The sequence below is a fragment of the Pseudolactococcus plantarum genome, assembly GCF_002441715.1.
Taxonomy (GTDB): Bacteria; Bacillota; Bacilli; order Lactobacillales; family Streptococcaceae; genus Pseudolactococcus; species Pseudolactococcus plantarum.
Genome location: NZ_JXJX01000006.1, coordinates 1 through 17,224, shown reverse-complemented (window position 1 = coordinate 17,224; position 17,224 = coordinate 1). Strand labels below are relative to the sequence as shown.

16 protein-coding genes are annotated in these 17,224 nt (G+C 35.7%); 2 read left to right on the top strand and 14 right to left on the bottom strand.

Going from position 1 to position 17,224, the window contains the following annotated elements; genetic code table 11:
• Positions 1-253: 253 nt before the first annotated feature.
• The 9 genes from RU87_RS04610 to rpsB all read right to left on the bottom strand — a co-directional run bounded on the left by RU87_RS04610 (position 254) and on the right by rpsB (position 10,117).
• A complete protein-coding gene (locus RU87_RS04610; protein ID WP_068161647.1) occupies positions 254-1,189 on the bottom strand; it encodes a glycosyltransferase family 2 protein in 936 nt (311 codons plus the stop codon).
• The gene (gene cps2T, locus RU87_RS04605; protein WP_068161642.1) at positions 1,179-2,321 is read right to left on the bottom strand and encodes a beta 1-4 rhamnosyltransferase Cps2T; all 1,143 of its coding nucleotides are present in this window, start codon (positions 2,319-2,321) and stop codon (positions 1,179-1,181) included. The genes RU87_RS04610 and cps2T overlap by 11 nt, the downstream gene beginning before the upstream one ends.
• Before the next feature lie 159 nt (positions 2,322-2,480).
• Positions 2,481-3,335 carry a dTDP-4-dehydrorhamnose reductase gene (rfbD, locus tag RU87_RS04600; protein WP_068161638.1) on the bottom strand — a complete coding sequence of 285 codons (855 nt, stop codon included), beginning with the start codon at positions 3,333-3,335 and terminating at the stop codon, positions 2,481-2,483.
• Positions 3,332-4,381: a dTDP-glucose 4,6-dehydratase gene (rfbB, locus tag RU87_RS04595; RefSeq protein WP_068161636.1), complete on the bottom strand. Its 1,050-nt coding sequence runs from the start codon at positions 4,379-4,381 to the stop codon at positions 3,332-3,334. The genes rfbD and rfbB overlap by 4 nt, the downstream gene beginning before the upstream one ends.
• A 12-nt stretch (positions 4,382-4,393) precedes the next feature.
• Entirely contained in the window at positions 4,394-4,987 is a 594-nt protein-coding gene (locus RU87_RS04590) for a dTDP-4-dehydrorhamnose 3,5-epimerase family protein (RefSeq protein WP_068161632.1), read from the bottom strand.
• Positions 4,988-4,990: 3 nt separating this feature from the next.
• The gene (rfbA, locus tag RU87_RS04585) at positions 4,991-5,863 is read right to left on the bottom strand and encodes a glucose-1-phosphate thymidylyltransferase RfbA (RefSeq protein ID WP_068161629.1); all 873 of its coding nucleotides are present in this window, start codon (positions 5,861-5,863) and stop codon (positions 4,991-4,993) included.
• A gap of 224 nt (positions 5,864-6,087) precedes the next feature.
• A complete protein-coding gene (ezrA, locus tag RU87_RS04580; protein WP_068161626.1) occupies positions 6,088-7,818 on the bottom strand; it encodes a septation ring formation regulator EzrA in 1,731 nt (576 codons plus the stop codon).
• A gap of 244 nt (positions 7,819-8,062) precedes the next feature.
• On the bottom strand, positions 8,063-9,100 hold the full coding sequence (tsf, locus tag RU87_RS04575; protein WP_068161624.1) for a translation elongation factor Ts: 1,038 nt from the start codon (positions 9,098-9,100) through the stop codon (positions 8,063-8,065).
• 234 nt (positions 9,101-9,334) lie between these two features.
• A complete protein-coding gene (rpsB, locus tag RU87_RS04570) occupies positions 9,335-10,117 on the bottom strand; it encodes a 30S ribosomal protein S2 (RefSeq protein WP_068161620.1) in 783 nt (260 codons plus the stop codon).
• Between the two features lie 256 nt (positions 10,118-10,373).
• On the opposite strand from rpsB, the gene RU87_RS04565 reads away from it, so the two are divergent.
• On the top strand, positions 10,374-10,940 hold the full coding sequence (locus RU87_RS04565; protein ID WP_068161617.1) for a TMEM175 family protein: 567 nt from the start codon (positions 10,374-10,376) through the stop codon (positions 10,938-10,940).
• Between the two features lie 58 nt (positions 10,941-10,998).
• Here RU87_RS04565 and RU87_RS04560 read toward each other — a convergent pair whose 3' ends face one another.
• The gene (locus tag RU87_RS04560; RefSeq protein WP_068161615.1) at positions 10,999-11,556 is read right to left on the bottom strand and encodes a cysteine hydrolase family protein; all 558 of its coding nucleotides are present in this window, start codon (positions 11,554-11,556) and stop codon (positions 10,999-11,001) included.
• 110 nt (positions 11,557-11,666) lie between these two features.
• Here RU87_RS04560 and RU87_RS04555 point away from each other — a divergent pair, with 110 nt between their 5' ends.
• The gene (locus RU87_RS04555; RefSeq protein WP_068161612.1) at positions 11,667-12,089 is read left to right on the top strand and encodes an Lrp/AsnC family transcriptional regulator; all 423 of its coding nucleotides are present in this window, start codon (positions 11,667-11,669) and stop codon (positions 12,087-12,089) included.
• Between the two features lie 94 nt (positions 12,090-12,183).
• Here the strand turns inward: RU87_RS04555 and adhE are convergent, their stop codons facing one another.
• From adhE to rsmD, 4 genes are all read right to left on the bottom strand, one after another.
• Entirely contained in the window at positions 12,184-14,784 is a 2,601-nt protein-coding gene (gene adhE, locus RU87_RS04550) for a bifunctional acetaldehyde-CoA/alcohol dehydrogenase (protein ID WP_068161609.1), read from the bottom strand.
• Between the two features lie 233 nt (positions 14,785-15,017).
• Positions 15,018-16,088, bottom strand: coding sequence for a SepM family pheromone-processing serine protease (locus RU87_RS04545; RefSeq protein ID WP_068161606.1), 1,071 nt, complete (start codon positions 16,086-16,088; stop codon positions 15,018-15,020).
• The gene (gene coaD / locus RU87_RS04540; RefSeq protein WP_068161603.1) at positions 16,057-16,545 is read right to left on the bottom strand and encodes a pantetheine-phosphate adenylyltransferase; all 489 of its coding nucleotides are present in this window, start codon (positions 16,543-16,545) and stop codon (positions 16,057-16,059) included. The genes RU87_RS04545 and coaD overlap by 32 nt, the downstream gene beginning before the upstream one ends.
• Entirely contained in the window at positions 16,538-17,089 is a 552-nt protein-coding gene (gene rsmD / locus RU87_RS04535) for a 16S rRNA (guanine(966)-N(2))-methyltransferase RsmD (protein WP_068161600.1), read from the bottom strand. Before rsmD ends, coaD begins: the two co-directional genes overlap by 8 nt.
• Positions 17,090-17,224: the final 135 nt, after the last annotated feature.

The window sequence follows — 17,224 nt, the reverse complement described above, 5'->3', positions numbered from 1 at the left end:
GGTTAATTATACGATAATCTCATTTTTCTTTCAACAACCAGTGGTTTAGCAGCGCATGCTAAACGTTATTAGCCACGTACAAAGATAAATGTCACACCATAGTCGTTAATTAAATCATAAACATACTCATAAAAAACCTTGGTATATTGTCCACCATAATAGGCCTACTGCTCCTTATCATTAAAAGCTTTAATGATTATCTAGACCTTACTTTATGAGCTTACAGCGGTTACTATCATCTGTCATGCTAGACTTAATGATTAGTATATCCCAACTTTGTCACAACAAGTGTTTTAAAAACAATTGTGTGGAATAATTTATTTTTTTTAAATTCGTATTTCTTTAAATACTTAATCCGGTTCATCGTTGTTTGGTTCAATATACCAACATACTTCTCGATAATTTCCCTGTATTCGTCTGACAGATCAGCTTGATTTAATAAAATTGCCGCCTGCTTTTGACTGTTTACGATAAGCTCCCAATATTTATTGACAGCTTGTAAAGGATTGAGCCATTTTTTTATACGCTTATTTAGTGTTCTTGCGCCCAAAACATTGGCGTCATGTTGTCTGTATAATTCACCTGGTTGATCGATATACACTAAGCGTCCTGTAGCTGTTGCTAGAAGCGCCAAATACCAATCATGCATGATAATACTATCAGTTTTATCCCATTTTTGAGCCAATGTATGATTAATCATAGAGACACCCCCAGTTACAGTATTCTCTGTTAATTCTGGGCATAAACTAATATTCGCATGGCCACTTTGGCTACGAATCATTGACGGGTTAATAACAGATAAATTTTCATCCACAACCGACAAATCCATATATACCATAAGAGATTGATCAACAGGATATTGTTTCGCTTCATTTAGCATTGTCATCATTTTTTCAGGTAACCAGACATCATCTTGATCACTAAAAAAATAATAATCAGCAGCCTCATAATGAACTAAAGTATAAAAATTCTTAATCACACCAAAATTTTCACGATTATCTTCATTGATAAATTTAATTCGTTCATCATTTGCCACAAATTTTTTAATGATTTCTGGCGTACGATCTGTAGAGCCATCATCTCTGATTAATAATTGCCAATCAGTGAACGTTTGCTTTTGAATGCTTTGGATTTGTTCAGTTAGGAACCTCTCACCATTATATGTCGAGAGGACAATATTAACTTTCATTTAAAAACAGCCTCTCATATCGATTGACAATCTGATACCACATATAATTATTTGAAATAATGGTGCGTGCTTTTTTAGCAAGTGTAGCTATTGCTATATTGTCAAGTTGCTCAGATTTTTCAATTAACTCAACTAAGGTATCTACTTGCCAGTAAAGTGCAGAATCCAATGCGACATTGTGGTTAAAGTTCACATCAAATACTAAATTTAAATCCGTCAAGCTCATTGCTTCAAGCAACCCTGGATTTGTACCACCTACTGCATGACCATGAATATAGGCAAAAGCATTTTGTCTGATCGCAACTAGTAAAGACTTCTCATATACTGTGCCAACAAATTTTATCCGCTTATCTTGATCAAAATGTGTCAATTGTCTCAGTTTGTCAAAGTAGGGATCATCTTCATGATTAGTGATAATCACTAAATCACGTTTCGTATCAGATAGCATATAGTTACGAATAATTGCTTCGTAATTATTTTCAGGCACGAACCGCCCAACTACAAGATAGTATCCTTTTGGCTGAACGTCATATTTGTTAAACCATGATAAATCAACATGACCTTTTTCTGATACTGGATTTGTCCCATAAGCAATGACAGTGGATACTACATCTTTGTACTCATTTTTTAAATAGTCTTCAATTCCTTGATTATCAGAAATAATCAAATCTGCTTTTTCTGCCATTTTTTTCTCAGAATACTTGAGGTACATCTGAATTGGCTTTATCCATTTACTGCGTTTCCATTCAAGACCATCAGGGTTAACATAGATTTTTCCACCGATATCATGAATCTTGTTAATATAACGTCCAATGAATGCACCCAAGGTATTCCCTAGGATGTAAAATATAGGCTTAACAATATTATTTTTTTTGATATAACTGATTGCGTAATTGATTGCATCTCTATCATAAAAAATGACGTTGGCGCCTCCAAAGTTGCGTTTCTTAACTTCAAAGACGTCAGCCATCTTATAATCAAAGTGTTTACCCGTATTATGATCAGAAAGACATGCAACGTGGTATTTGATTTGGTTTGATGATTGATGACTCACAAGCTCATCAACAAAAGTTTCAAAGCCTCCGTATTTGGCCGGTAAACCACGTGAGCCAATGATAAAAACATGTTGCATTATTCACCTGATTTCTTAAGATATTCTTTCTAATTATAGCATATTTGTTTTTCATTGTCATTTTACCATTTCATTATTTTCTTCTTAATACGTGATTATGATCTCGATTATCTTTGACATAACAAAAAACATGCTTGCACAGCATGTTTTAATTAAAGTTTATTCAGGTTTTTGTTGATGATAAAACGCATTTAACGCTTCTTGCCAAGTTGGAATGATAAAGCCAGTTGCTTTAGCTTTTGTCAGACTCATCGTTGAATTGAGCGGGCGTTTTGCTTTTGCTGGAAATTGGCTTGAGTCAACAGGTTTGACTTCAACTGCCGTATCTTTCAAAATTTCTACCGCAAAATCATACCAAGTGACATCTTCAGCTGCATCGTTGGATAGATGGTAATAACCAAAATCTCTTTGATTTTCAGTAAGATAAGTCATAAATTCTGCCAACGTACGTGTCCAAGTAGGTCTACCATGTTGATCATTTACCACCGTTAGGGCATCATGCGTCTCTGCTAATTTTTGCATGGTAAATACAAAATTAGCGCCGTAGTTACCAAAAACCCAAGCTGTACGAATGATGTAGAATTTTTCTGCGTATTTCTCAACCAATTCTTCGCCTAAACGTTTCGTCCGACCATATTCAGTTTGAGGGTCTGGTCTATCGTTGACTTCCCACTCTTCACCAACAGGTTTTTGACCATCAAACACATAGTCTGTAGAAATATAAACTAAGGTCGCATTATGAGCAGCAGTTGCTTTAGCAATATTTTCAGTACCAGTTACATTAATTGCATAATCTAGTGCTTTACCCTCATCTTCAGCTTTATCAACTGCTGTATATGCTGCACAATGATAAACCAAAGTAGGTTTAATCTCATCAAAAGCTTTATTAACTTGCTTAACGTCTGTAATATCTAATTGCGCAACATCCGTTGCAACATATTCCTCACCACGTTCATCAAGTAAATAACGCAATTCTGTCCCTAGCTGACCATTTGCTCCCGTAATTAAAATCATTTAAGCACCTCTTGTGACTTAGCATAGTTAGCTTCAACTGCTGCTTTTTCAGCTTGCCACCAATCTTTATTATCTGTATACCATTTGATTGTATCTTTCAAACCAGATTCAAAGTCAGTATGTTTCGGCGCCCAGCCAAGCTCTTTACGAAGTTTTGTATTATCAATCGCATAACGTAAATCATGACCAGCACGATCAGTTACACGATCATAAGCTGTTGCTTCTTGACCCATTTCAGTTAGAATTTCTTCTAGAACTTCTTTATTGTTTTTCTCACCATCAGCGCCGATTAGGTAAGTTTCACCTATTTCACCTTTAGTCAAAATTGTCCAAACACCAGATGAGTGATCTTCTGTATGTATCCAATCTCGTACATTTTTACCATCGCCATATAACTTTGGTTTAATACCGGCTAAAATATTTGTAATTTGACGAGGAATAAATTTTTCGATATGTTGGTAAGGACCATAGTTATTTGAACAATTTGAAATTGTTGCTTTAAGTCCAAAAGAGCGAACCCAGGCACGGACAATCAAATCACTTGCAGCCTTAGTAGAAGAATAAGGAGAACTTGGATTATATGGTGTATGGTCTGTAAACTTCTCGCCTTCACCTTCACCGTGCCCTGGTAAATCTTCACGATATGGTAAATCTCCGTAAACCTCATCTGTTGAGACATGGTGGAAACGTAAATCATGTTTACGAGCAGCTTGAATCAATGTATAAGTCCCAATAAAATTAGTATGAATAAATTCATCTTGAGACTTAAGCGAGTTGTCATTATGTGACTCAGCAGCATAGTGAACGATCGCATCCACTTTAGCAGATAACTCATCTACTAACTCAGCATCAGCAATATCGCCAACAACGAGTTCAACACGATCCCCTAAAATCTCACTAATATTGGCTTTATTTCCAGCATAAGTCAATTTATCCAAAACAATGATTTTTTCAATCTCAGGATGGTTATTGTAAACATAATGTACAAAGTTTGAGCCAATAAATCCAGCTCCCCCTGTTACGATGATTTTTTTTAATTCAGTCATTTCTTTCTCCAATTATAACAAGTCAGCAGTCAAAGGCTTAACATCCTTTAACAGCGGATGATGCTTATCCGCATCGCTAACCTCAGCATTCACCACATCTTCCCATTTGATCCCTAAAGTTGGATCAGCATAGTTTACAAACGCATATTTTGGTTTTAATTCCAAAGCCCAGTAGTCGTTTACTAAATAACTATACGATACTTCATCACTTAATACTTGAAAGCCATTTGCAACGCCACGAGGTACGAAAATACCTTTACTTGCATCAATTTCAGTCTGATAAACATGTCCAAAGCTCTCACCTTCACGTAAATCTACCCAAGCACCGAGTACTCGTCCACTGTCAGCCACTGATATATATTTATCCCATGGTTCTGCATGAAGACCACGCAAGACATGTTTACGAGAAAAAGAGACATTATTTTGTAATTTATTTTCAGCAAAAAAATGATCTGGGAAGCCCAATGGCAACATTTTTTCTTTTTGAAAATTTTCTTTAAACCACCCACGATTATCACCGTGTACTGGAATATCAAATTCAAGCATACCTGGGATTGCCTTAATCTCACGCGCTGCTAATGTTTTACCAAAAAATTCTGTCGTCATAACTCAGTCAGCCTCCACAAGTCTTAATAGATATTGACCATATTCATTTTTCTTAAGCGGTTGAGCAAGCGCAATCACTTCTTCACGGCTAATGTATCCCATGCGGTAAGCAATTTCTTCTAAGTTTGCAACTTGAACATTTTGCATGCGTTGTACTGTTTCAATGTATTGCGCTGCTTCTAATAATGACTCATGTGTACCAGTATCCAACCAAGCAAAACCACGACCCATCACTTCAACATCCAAATCACCACGTTTAAGATAAGCATCATTCACATCAGTTATCTCAAGCTCTCCACGAGGTGATGGTTTAATTGATTTTGCGATGTTAACAACATCATTATCATAGAAATAAAGCCCTGTAATTGCGTAATTTGATTTTGGATGCTCAGGCTTTTCTTCTACAGAAATTGCACGCATATCTTTATCAAATTCTACAACACCAAAACGTTCAGGATCTTTGACTTGGTAACCAAACACAGTTGCACCTTTTGGTTTCGCTGCTGCACGCGCTAGCATCTTAGACATACCAGGACCATAGTAAATATTATCTCCGAGGATCAAAGCTACGTTGTCATCACCGATGAAATCTGCACCGATAATAAAAGCTTGAGCCAATCCATCAGGACTAGGTTGTACAGCATAACTTAACTCAATACCAAATTCTTTCCCATCTCCAAGTAAATCCTCAAAGCGTGGTAAATCTTGTGGTGTTGAAATGATCAAAATTTCTTTTATCCCAGCTAGCATAAGTGTAGAAAGTGGGTAGTATATCATTGGTTTATCATAAATCGGCATCAATTGTTTACTTGCCGCACGCGTCAATGGGTATAAACGCGTCCCCGACCCACCTGCTAAGATAATTCCTTTTGTCATAAAAAAGCCTCTTTTCTTTTATCTACTTTATATAATATGATAACTGTTAACATCATGCTAAATCATTTCAATTCATCGCTAACTTTCATCACCTTGACTAAAATATCAATCAGTTAATTATATCATATTTAATATTAGAAATGCTAATCTGTATGTGTCTGCTATTTGCTCATTACTATCACAGTATATGATAGTAAAAAAAGTTTACCATAATGGTAAACTTTTTAACGATAGTCTGGTGTTACTTTTGTGTTATGGTATACATTTGAAATACGTTCTGTAGCTCCTGGTTCAACTTCATCTAAAACTGTTGAAATTTCTTCAAAAGAAGCGAGATAATTACGGTCTCTTTCAAATAATTGATACGCCCGAGCAATACTCTTGGCTACACGCTCATTAGTTGTTTTATAGCGATTAGCGTACTGCATCAGATCTTCTGCTAAACGTGCTTGATCAACTAACTCATCTGTCGCATCTTTTAAGCTAGAAACGTCTTCTGTTGTGACTTCAACTAAATGATTGACACCATCAATATTAACTTTGACTTTATTCAACTCTTTAAACAAAGCTTGTACACGCTCTGATGTTGCAAAAAACTTGTCTAAATAAGCTTGTGGTAACCCAGGTAAGTTTCTTTTTTCAACGTAACGCTTAAGTATACGGATATCTCTATCAAATGTGTCTGCTAAATCTTGTGCAGCTTTTTCTTGTTTGCGTAAATTTTGTAAGTCATTACTTATCTTCACTTGATTTTTTTCAATATCATCAAGTGTTGAAATAATCGTATCTACTTCTTTACCAAGTAAGCTATAAGGTTGTGCATTTTCTTTGATAACATCTAATAACTCAGTTGCACCCGCTTCAATCTGCTCTAATTCTTCTTGGAAACCGCGAACGATCCCCATCTCATTACCTGTTAAGACGTAAGCTTGAGAAACATGATCAATTTCTAATAATAAATTTTTATTGTTAGTGCGTGTGTGCGTAATATAATCTTTAATGATTGTCGCATTATTTGCGACATCTCGTCTAGCTTTATACTCATCTTCAAAAATAGTATACAGATTATCTAAATTAAGTTGTACTTTTTCTAATTCAGCATCAGCACGATCTAGCTCAAAGTTTTCAACAAAACGTTCAGTCTGTGCTAAATTATCTTGAATTTCTTCTAATCGGTCATCAACATTCACAGATTCCGGTAACTTGAACCCTTGACCTATAAATTCCTTGTAACCATCAGTTAATTTGTCAAGTTCTTGTGGATATTTTTCTTTAAGATCAACCACAATAGCAGGGATACGTTCTGCGATTGCTCCTAAAGCAATCGTATGTTCTTCTGCTGTCTCTAAAACTTCAGAAGCTTCTATCGGATCACCCGTTGAATTAAGTTGGACAAATTGCGAGAACTCAGTTTCAATATTATCTAACTGTGTTTCAAGTTCTGTAATTGCGACACCATATTTATCAGCATTATCAGTTATTTCAGCTCTAAGTGTATCATATAAATCTAGTGAATCTTGAATTTTAGCTGAATTAATCGTTTCTTGTTTCGTTAATTCAGTAATACCATCACGGATAGACTGAACATCTTCTTCCATTAACTTAATTTGCTCTTCTGATGCTTCTACCGCTGTACGAGCTCTCATAAATTTGAAAGAATCATTTAATTCTTCTGCTTCAAAAATGTGATTCTCTAAGTCCGCAAAAGAATTCGCTGAAAGATCGATCCATTTTTGGTTCCATTCTCTAAAGAGCGTTTGGCTTTGACCAACTAAATGCAATTTTTTTACAGCATCTACTTCTTCTTGTACAGGCAAATCAAATAAATCTTCTTTGCGCTCTTCAAGTGCAATAATCCGATTCTCAGTTTTTTTGCGTAGTATCATCGCTATCACATAAAACATCACGACGATCACTAGCAATATCACTATTGCAATTACGATACTTTTTGGCATTCTTATTTACTCTCCATCACTGATTTTTTTATCTATCAATAGCTACTATTCAAATTATAAATTCCGTGTTTCATTATACCACATTTAGGCAAAAAAATACACCGCAAGTTAACTTTCGGTGTATTTCCTTATCCTCATCCTCATCTTTCGACATCTAATAAACAAAATTGTTTATTAGATAATGAGAAACTACTTTTTACTTAAGTCTTCGGAATGTTTGACTTTAAATAAGTTGAATGAATTATTAGTTTTCAAGTGCTGCTGCCATTGTAGCTTGTACTTCAGCTTCAAAGTTGTTTGCAGCTTTTTCGATACCTTCGCCTACTTCAAAACGTGCAAATGATACAACTGTTGCATCAACTGATGCAAGATATTGTTCTACAGTTTTGCTGTCATCCATAACATAAACTTGAGCTAACAAAGTATAAGCTTGGTCAACTTTTGTGTTATCAAGCATAAAACGTTCCATTTTACCTGGAATAATTTTATCCCAGATTTTTTCTGGTTTACCTTCAGCAGCAAGCTCTTCTTTAATCGCTGCTTCAGCTGCTGAGATGATCTCATCAGTAAGTTGAGCTTTAGAACCATAAGTAAGGAAAGGTAATGCTGGTTTATCAACCATAGCACGACTTTCGTTATCTTGTTCAATTGCGTGATTAAGTTGTGCTAATTCGTCTTTAACAAATTGAGCATCTAATTCTGTATAAGATAATACAGTTGGTTTCATCGCAGCGATGTGCATAGAGACTTGTTTAGCAAGCGCAGCATCTCCACCTTCTACAACAGTGATAACACCAATACGACCACCATTATGTTGGTAAGCACCAAAATGTTGTGCATCTGTTTTTTCAATCAATGCAAAACGGCGGAAAGAGATTTTTTCACCAATTGTTGATGTTGCTTCAACATAAGCATCTGCCAATGATTTTCCAGATGACATTTGGATAGCAAGTGCAGCGTCGTTATCAGCAGGTTTATTTTTTGCGATCAATTCTGCTGTTTCGTTTACTAATGTTACAAATTGTTCATTTTTAGCAACGAAGTCTGTTTCTGAGTTAACTTCAACAAGGGCAGCAACGTTACCATCAACGTAAACACCTGTTAAACCTTCAGCAGCTACACGGTCAACTTTTTTAGCCGCTTTGGCCATTCCTTTTTCACGAAGTAGCTCAGTTGCTTTTGCAATATCACCATCAGTTTCAACTAATGCTTTTTTAGCGTCCATAACGCCCGCACCAGTTTTTTCACGCAATTCTTTTACTTGAGCTGCAGTAATTGCCATTTTTTTTCTCCTTTTTAATTCTGATTGCCATGCTTAACGCACAACTTTAAGCAAACAATCTACGAGTTGATATGTTATAAAAAAGAGGTACGAGGCGTAGGCCCCGCCCTCTTTTAATTTTCATTTTTTAACTAACTAGATAGAGAATAATACTCATCTAGTCAATTCAAAAGAAGCTTAGGCTTCTTTGTTGTCGTAACACGCATGTTACTGATTGGTCAATTCAAAAGAAGCTTAGGCTTCTTTTGAACCTTCCACAACTTCTACCAATTCTTCGATTGATTCAGCTGATGCTGGTTCTGCAACGTTTGCATCTTCAGCTTCAACAGCATCTTCACCTTGACGACCTTCGATAATAGCATCAGCCATTTTTCCAGTGATCAATTTAACCGCACGAATTGCATCATCATTTGCAGGGATGATAACATCGATTGGATCAGGATTTGCATTAGTATCAACCATTGCAACGATTGGGATATTCAATTTAGTTGCTTCTTGAACTGCGATTTGCTCTTTATGTGGATCCACAATGTAGATAACATCTGGAATACGAGGCATATCTGCGATACCGCCCAAGAATTTTTCAAGACGATCGCGTTGTTTGTTTAAAAGTACAACTTCTTTTTTAGGAAGTACTTCAAAAGTACCATCTTCTTCCATTTTGTTGATTTCTTTCAAACGTGCGATACGTTTTTGAATTGTACCCCAGTTAGTCAAAGTACCACCCAACCAACGGTGGTTGATGTAGTATTGACCAGCACGAAGTGCTTCTTCTTTTACTGCTTCAGCAGCTTGTTTTTTTGTACCTACAAAAAGAACAATTGCGCCGTTTGCAGATGCGTCGCGAACATAGTTGTAAGCATCGTCAGCAAGTTTTACTGTTTTTTGTAAATCGATAACGTGAATACCGTTACGTTCTGTAAAGATGAACGGTTTCATTTTTGGGTTCCAACGGCGTGTTTGGTGACCGAAGTGAACACCCGCTTCGAGTAGTTGTTTCATTGAAATGACTGCCATGAGCTAGTCTCCTTTTAAAATAGTTTTTCCTCTTTCAAGTATCACTTATCACCGCTACTATCGCTAGCACTACGATGATATCTACTTAAAATGTGGTTTATGTTGCACGATGTTTTCGCGACAACCATTTAATTATACACGGTTTCTCTTTAATTTGCAACCCTTATACGCAATTACCTATCACGTTTTCAGGTCGTAAAAAATGATAAGGCTTTAAGATTATGATAAAATAAAGAAGTTTAAAGGAGAAACTATAATGAATAAATCAAGATTAGAAGCTTTTACTGATGCTGTTATTGCAATTATTATGACCATTTTAGTATTAGAATTAGCTAGACCTGATTCTGACACTTGGGAAAGTCTTGCTAAAATATTACCTCATTTGGGCGTTTATTTTATCAGCTTCATCATGTTAGCTGTTTATTGGGTTAATCACCATCATTTGTTACAAAGTATCAACAAAATAAACGGAAAAGTATTATGGATTAATATGTTTTTTCTGTTTGTTTTGTCTTTGATGCCTTTTGTATCCAACTGGGTCTCACATTATCTCAATTCTTTTGTTCCTGAACTATGCTACGTCATATTACTGACATTGGCTAACTTGACTTATTACCTTTTGACGAGAGAATTGCTAAACATTAATAAAAGTAAAGTGTTGGGGACGTCCACTATCATCAAAAACAGGATAAGTTTGCTACTCAATCTACTCAGTATTGTTCTAGGCTACTTTATCGCACCAATCATTATGTTATTAATGTCAATCTTTATATTTTCATTATGGATTATCCCAGATAAAAATGTTGAAGAAATGCTTGGATAACTTATTAGCCAGAACTGAGTTGTGTATGATCAACTTAACGTATCATCTGAAGATAACTCTACGTTCTTGGGTTAAATCCCCTTACAAACTGACTCGTTGTCTGGATGTCTGCAACTAATGATAACTCTGAAATGATATCAGCTTGTACTTGATCAGCCGAAATGATCAGGCCATCTTGGCTGAGATCTTTCGTCGCTGTCGCATCAGCTATCAATATAGGATGATAACCTAAGTCTGTTGCAACTGGTGTTGTCGCACGAATACACATATGTGTCATCATCCCACAAATAACAAGCTGATCAATTTGATCGTTTTTGAGCACTTCTGCTAGTGTAGTCTCGAGAAAACTATTAGGAAAGTGTTTTACGATAATGATCGAAGTGTCATCAACTTTCAGTTTAGCATGTAATTCAGCTCCACTCGTACCTTGCTCAAAGAAATCAGCATTTTTTTGATGTTTGATGTGTTGAATGTAAATAATAGGTAATTTTGCAGCACTAAACTGTGCTTCTAAAAGATTGATATTTCGAAGTGCTTCATCAGCACCCTTCAGTACCATTTTTCCTCCTGCAAAATAATCATTTTGCACGTCGATGACTAAAAGTCCTTGTTTCATAAGCTACCTCTTTTCTATAAAATAAAGTATAATTGTTTTTAATATACTCGTAAATAAGCTATTGAAAGCATATAAAGGTAGTTGTTTTCAACATGAAAGGAAAATAAACAATGGATACTGTTGACCAACAGATTATTGACTTTTTAAAAAAAGATTCCCAACTCACACATAAAAAAATCGGAGAAATGATTCATATGACAGGACAAGCTGTCGGTAGTAGAATCAATAAATTGATTGATAGTGGCTATATTAAGCACTATACAATTTGTATTACGCATGATCACCAACAGTTTATTCGCATCTTTATGGACAACAATGACTATAGTCATTTTGAGTCAACTGTCAATACCTTTACAGAGATTGAGCACTTTTATAAAGTATCGGGTCAAGCATGCTATATGATTGTTAGTCATTTTTCTACTGATACCTTAAAACAGTTTATAGCAACTATTTCAAAATGGGGACGCTATACTATTGAAACAGTTATGGCAGACAAAAAAACACCTAATGATGATGTATTTTGCAATATATAGCAGTCAGTCAACTCTCAACTGCTTTAACATATTTGCTGAACTCTCAACTTATCCACAACAAAAAGACCATCTCACGATGGTCTTTTTTTATGACTTAAGCTTTATAATCATAAGCAGTTTCGATGATTTCTTTCAATTCAGAAATTAATGGTTCTTTTGGATTAGCAGTTGTACATTGATCTTCATATGCTTTTTCAGCAAGATGATCAATTTCTGCATCCATTTGTTTTTTAGTCAATCCTTGAGATTGCCAGTTCATCTCGATACCAGTGGCAATACCAAGATTGTATACAGCACTCGCAAGTGATTCAACTAGTTCGGCCGTTGTATTACCTTTTAGTCCTAAGAAACGAGCGATATCAGCATAATCGCTATCAGCGCGGAAGAAATCATATTTAGGGAACATCGCGTGTTTTTGAGGGTCTTTTGCATTATAACGAATGACATGTGGTAACAAGATAGCATTTGTACGTCCATGAGGGATACCCCAAGCACCACCAACTTTATGAGCAATGGAATGAGAAATACCTAAGAAAGCATTGGCAAAGGCCATCCCAGCCATTGTAGAGGCGTTATGCATTTTTTCACGAGACTCAGCATCACCAGTCTTAACTGATTTTTCCAAGTATTCAAAAACAATCTTGATAGCTTGTAATGATAGACCACGTGTATAATCAGAAGCCATAACTGAAACATAGGATTCAATCGCGTGAGTCAACACATCCATACCTGTATCAGCAGTAACACTTGCCGGTACTGACATAACAAGTTGTGGATCAATAATCGCAACATCTGGTGTCAATGCATAATCAGCTAATGGATACTTAGTATGATCATCTGAATCTGTGATAACCGCAAACGGTGTTACTTCTGATCCAGTACCTGATGTTGTAGGAATACAGATAAATGTCGCTTTTTCTGCATATTCAATTTTGTAAGCACGTTTACGAATATCCAAGAATTTTTGTTTAGCACCAAAGAAGCTTGTATCTGGGTGTTCAAAGAACATCCACATGCCTTTAGCAGCGTCCATCGCTGATCCACCACCAAGTGCAATAACGACATCTGGTTGGAAATTATTGAAAATTTCTAACCCTTTGTAGACAGTATTTGTAGAAGGATTAGGTTCAACATCTGAAAATACTTCAATGCGGGGATCGTTTGGGTTCTTCTCAAGCTGTTTACGAACAAGATCAGCATAACCAAATTGAACCATACCTGGATCACAGACTAACATGACACGTTTTGCTTTAATTTGTTGTAAGTAAGTGATTGAATTTTTTTCAAAATAAACTTTTGGTGGTAATTTAAACCATTGCATATTATTTCTCCGTTTCGCAAGTGTTTTAACATTGATCAAATCAACTGCTGATACATTATGTGAAATTGAGTTATGCCCATATGATCCACAACCAAGCGTTAACGACGGTAACATTTCGTTGTAGATATTACCAATACCACCTTCAGCTGCTGGCGTATTTACCAAGATACGACAAGCTTTCATACGAATACCAAATTCAATCTGTAATGCTTCATCTTCAGTATGAATAACTGCTGTATGACCTAGACCACCAAGATCCAACATCGCTTCACACAAGTCTAGTCCTTCTTCAGTCGAATTCGCTTTAATCATCGCTAATACTGGTGATAATTTTTCACGTGATAACGGATATTCTGGACCAACACCAGCGATTTCAGCGATAAGCAGTTTTGTTTCAGCTGGTACCTTGATACCTGCCAAGTCTGCAATATGTTTTGCTGAGTAACCAACAATTTTAGGATTAACCGCATGACCATCCGGTAACATAACGGCTGCTTCAAGTTTAGCTAATTCTGATTTAGAAGAGACGATATAAGCATTGTGAGCTAAAAATTCTTCTTTAACGTCATTAAAGACTTCGTTATCAACAATAATCGCTTGTTCTGATGCACAAATCATCCCATTATCAAAAGTTTTTGATAAGAACAAATCGTTTACAGCACGTTTAATTTTCGCTTCTTTAGTGATATAAGCAGGCGTATTACCAGGACCCACACCAAGTGCTGGTTTACCAGTCGAATAGGCTGATTTTACCATAGCAGAACCACCCGTTGCTAGAACCGTTGCAATAATAGGATGATTCATCAAGAGACCAGTTGCTTCGATTGACGGTTTTGTTACCCATTGGATACAATCTGCTGGTGCTCCTGCTGCTACTGCCGCATCAAGTACAATTTTTGCTGCTGCTGCTGACGATTGTTGTGCAGATGGATGGAATGCAAAGATAATTGGATTACGTGTTTTGATCGCAATCATTGCTTTAAAAATAGTTGTTGAAGTTGGGTTAGTTGTTGGTGTAACACCACAAATAACACCGACTGGTTCAGCAATCTCAACAATACCAGCTTCTTTATCTTCGTTGATGACACCAACCGTTTTATTATCTTTAATCGCATGCCAAATATATTCAGACGCATACATATTTTTGATTGCTTTATCTTCATAGATACCACGGCCAGTTTCCTCAACTGCCATTTTTGCAAGCATCATGTGCTTGTCAAGAGCTGCCATACTCATTTCATGAACGATATGGTCAATTTGTTCTTGATTTAATTTCTCAAGCCCTTTAAGTGCTTGTGCACCTTTAATAGCTAGCTCATCAATCATGCCAGCAACGTCAAATGTTTCAATTTTTTCTACTGTTTTTGTAGCCATCTTTTTTCTCCTTAAAAATGGTAAGTATAGGGTATCTCGTAAAGTTAGTGAATTCACTAACTTGATTTATGAGTTTATTATACCACTTTGTAAGCGTTTGTAAATAGAAAAATAAAAATTTTTTTCGTAAAACTTCTGTACTTTGTGAATTGTTTAACTTTTTGTTTTAAAACACGTATGATGATTAACTTTCCTTTTCACAAACTTAAAAAAAAAATGAAGCAAGCTTCACTTTAATTCTTTTCCAGATAACTAATCGCTTCTTCAACTGTTTTAACAGGTACGATTTTCATTTTTGTTTTTAATTTTTTTGCAGCAGCCAGTGCCTCTTGATAATTTGATTCAATATGTTTATCATATTTTTTCATCTCTGGTGTTATTTCATCATCAGGTGCTAAAAAGATGCTTGCACCACTCTGACTAGCTGTAGCCACCTTTTTATCAATACCACCGATGCGTCCTACCTTGCCATCGACTTCAATTGTACCGGTACCAGCTATATTTCTGCCTTGTGTCAAATCTTTACCCATTAATTGCGAATATAGTTCAAGCGTAAACATCATACCTGCTGATGGTCCGCCAATATCCCCTGCATCAATTTTTACAGCAGGTGTACTTGTAATATCCGTGTGATCCACAAGGGTAATGCCAATACCTGCTTTACCATCTTGTAACTTAATCGTTTTACCTTCAGATGATTTTTTTTCACCCTTATCATTCGTGTATTGTATTGAGATATTATCACCAATCTTTAAGGATTTAATATAGGCCATTAACTCTTGAGAAGAATTAAATGTTTTTCCATCAGCACCAACTACTGTGTCAGCAATTTGAAGAACATTCTTAAAAGTAGATTTTGGTAAGACATTTAATACATAAACACCTTTATAATTTAGACTAAAGGGTTTATTTGCCAGTTTAAATGCTGAATAAATTGCAACATTTTGGGCGCTTTCCATATAAAACTTATTCATCCGATTATAATCATTATCAGATTGATCGCCCATCATGTCTTTTTTGCTATAAACATCAGTAAAATTTGTTGCTGCAGCATAAATAAGACTAGCACCTGTTGCTTGCATTACAGAAACTGTGGTTAAATTTAATGATCCTTTATCTACTACTGGCATTTTCTCAACCTGTATCATATTGCTAACATTTTCTGTTGATCCAGGCATTTCAATATAATATGGCAAGGGAACTAAAGTCCCTAACAATATCAGTATACTCAGGAAAATCACAACAAACCATCGTTTTTTTATAAAATTTTTTTTATTTTCTGCCAAGTTTGTTCTCCAATTCATCACTAACTAATGCTGGCACCCATTTTGACACATCCATCCCCATAGCTGCCAATTCTTTGATACGTGAACTACTGATATATTGTAATTCTGGATTTGCTAATAATACAATAGTTTCAATACCGGTCATCTGTTGATTAAAAAAACACATTTCAGATTCATAAGCTAAATCTTGCCCATTTCTAACACTTCTAACAAGTGCTGAGGCACCCAGATCTTTGGCAACATGAACTGTTAATTGCGACTCGTGAACAACGACTTTCACATGCTCATATTGACTAACTAGTTTAACTAGCATATCTTGTCGCTCATTCAAAGAAAAAATAGGATTCTTTTTTACATTATCAAAAATCCCTACATATAAAATATCAAAAAGTTTAGCACTACGAGCAATAATATCCAAATGACCATTCGTTGCCACATCAAATGTCCCTGTATATAACCCAATCCGTTTACTCATTAGACCCTCTTTCATAAATCGTGACTTTAGAAATACCATAATTTTTTTCTTTTATAACCTTAAGATTAGCAATTTCAGATGGCAAATCTATAGATGTATCAGTTTCACAGACAATTATTGCTTGATCAGCTAATAAGTTTAACGATACAATTTGTTCTATATCTTCAACGATTGATGCTTGAGCATATGGTGGATCTAAAAATACTAAATCAAACCGTTCACTCATAGACTGTAGTGCTCGATGTGCATCCATTTTTAATAACGTAAACTTATTCGCTTCTTTCGTCATTTTAATATTATCCAGAATAACAGCTTGAGCTTGATAATCACGTTCAACTAATATAGCGTTTGATATGCCTCTGGAAACAGCTTCTATAGCAAGACCTCCACTACCAGCATATAAATCAAGAACTTGTCCACCATCAAAAAAAGGACCTATCATAGAAAACATGGCGGCTCTTACTTTATCACCTGTAGGTCGAGTTGTTTTCCCACCCAATGTTTTTAAGTTTCTCCCACCAAAATCTCCTGCAATAACCCTCATAAACTCTCCTTACGTTAACTTGTCGATTTACTTCATGTTACATTATATCAAAATACGAGTTAAAAATTCCTTAAAAACAAAAAAAACGACTATAACAGTCGTAAATATCGGGAAGACAGGATTCGAACCTGCGAC

Excerpts from the sequence above, each read along its gene's own strand:
- RU87_RS04610 (WP_068161647.1), bottom strand. The coding sequence starts at position 1,189 with ATGAAAGTTAATATTGTCCTCTCGACATATAATGGTGAGAGGTTCCTA.
- cps2T (WP_068161642.1), bottom strand. The coding sequence starts at position 2,321 with ATGCAACATGTTTTTATCATTGGCTCACGTGGTTTACCGGCCAAATAC.
- rfbD (WP_068161638.1), bottom strand. The coding sequence starts at position 3,335 with ATGATTTTAATTACGGGAGCAAATGGTCAGCTAGGGACAGAATTGCGT.
- rfbB (WP_068161636.1), bottom strand. The coding sequence starts at position 4,381 with ATGACTGAATTAAAAAAAATCATCGTAACAGGGGGAGCTGGATTTATT.
- RU87_RS04590 (WP_068161632.1), bottom strand. The coding sequence starts at position 4,987 with ATGACGACAGAATTTTTTGGTAAAACATTAGCAGCGCGTGAGATTAAG.
- rfbA (WP_068161629.1), bottom strand. The coding sequence starts at position 5,863 with ATGACAAAAGGAATTATCTTAGCAGGTGGGTCGGGGACGCGTTTATAC.
- ezrA (WP_068161626.1), bottom strand. The coding sequence starts at position 7,818 with ATGCCAAAAAGTATCGTAATTGCAATAGTGATATTGCTAGTGATCGTC.
- tsf (WP_068161624.1), bottom strand. The coding sequence starts at position 9,100 with ATGGCAATTACTGCAGCTCAAGTAAAAGAATTGCGTGAAAAAACTGGT.
- rpsB (WP_068161620.1), bottom strand. The coding sequence starts at position 10,117 with ATGGCAGTCATTTCAATGAAACAACTACTCGAAGCGGGTGTTCACTTC.
- RU87_RS04565 (WP_068161617.1), top strand. The coding sequence starts at position 10,374 with ATGAATAAATCAAGATTAGAAGCTTTTACTGATGCTGTTATTGCAATT.
- RU87_RS04560 (WP_068161615.1), bottom strand. The coding sequence starts at position 11,556 with ATGAAACAAGGACTTTTAGTCATCGACGTGCAAAATGATTATTTTGCA.
- RU87_RS04555 (WP_068161612.1), top strand. The coding sequence starts at position 11,667 with ATGGATACTGTTGACCAACAGATTATTGACTTTTTAAAAAAAGATTCC.
- adhE (WP_068161609.1), bottom strand. The coding sequence starts at position 14,784 with ATGGCTACAAAAACAGTAGAAAAAATTGAAACATTTGACGTTGCTGGC.
- RU87_RS04545 (WP_068161606.1), bottom strand. The coding sequence starts at position 16,088 with ATGAATTGGAGAACAAACTTGGCAGAAAATAAAAAAAATTTTATAAAA.
- coaD (WP_068161603.1), bottom strand. The coding sequence starts at position 16,545 with ATGAGTAAACGGATTGGGTTATATACAGGGACATTTGATGTGGCAACG.
- rsmD (WP_068161600.1), bottom strand. The coding sequence starts at position 17,089 with ATGAGGGTTATTGCAGGAGATTTTGGTGGGAGAAACTTAAAAACATTG.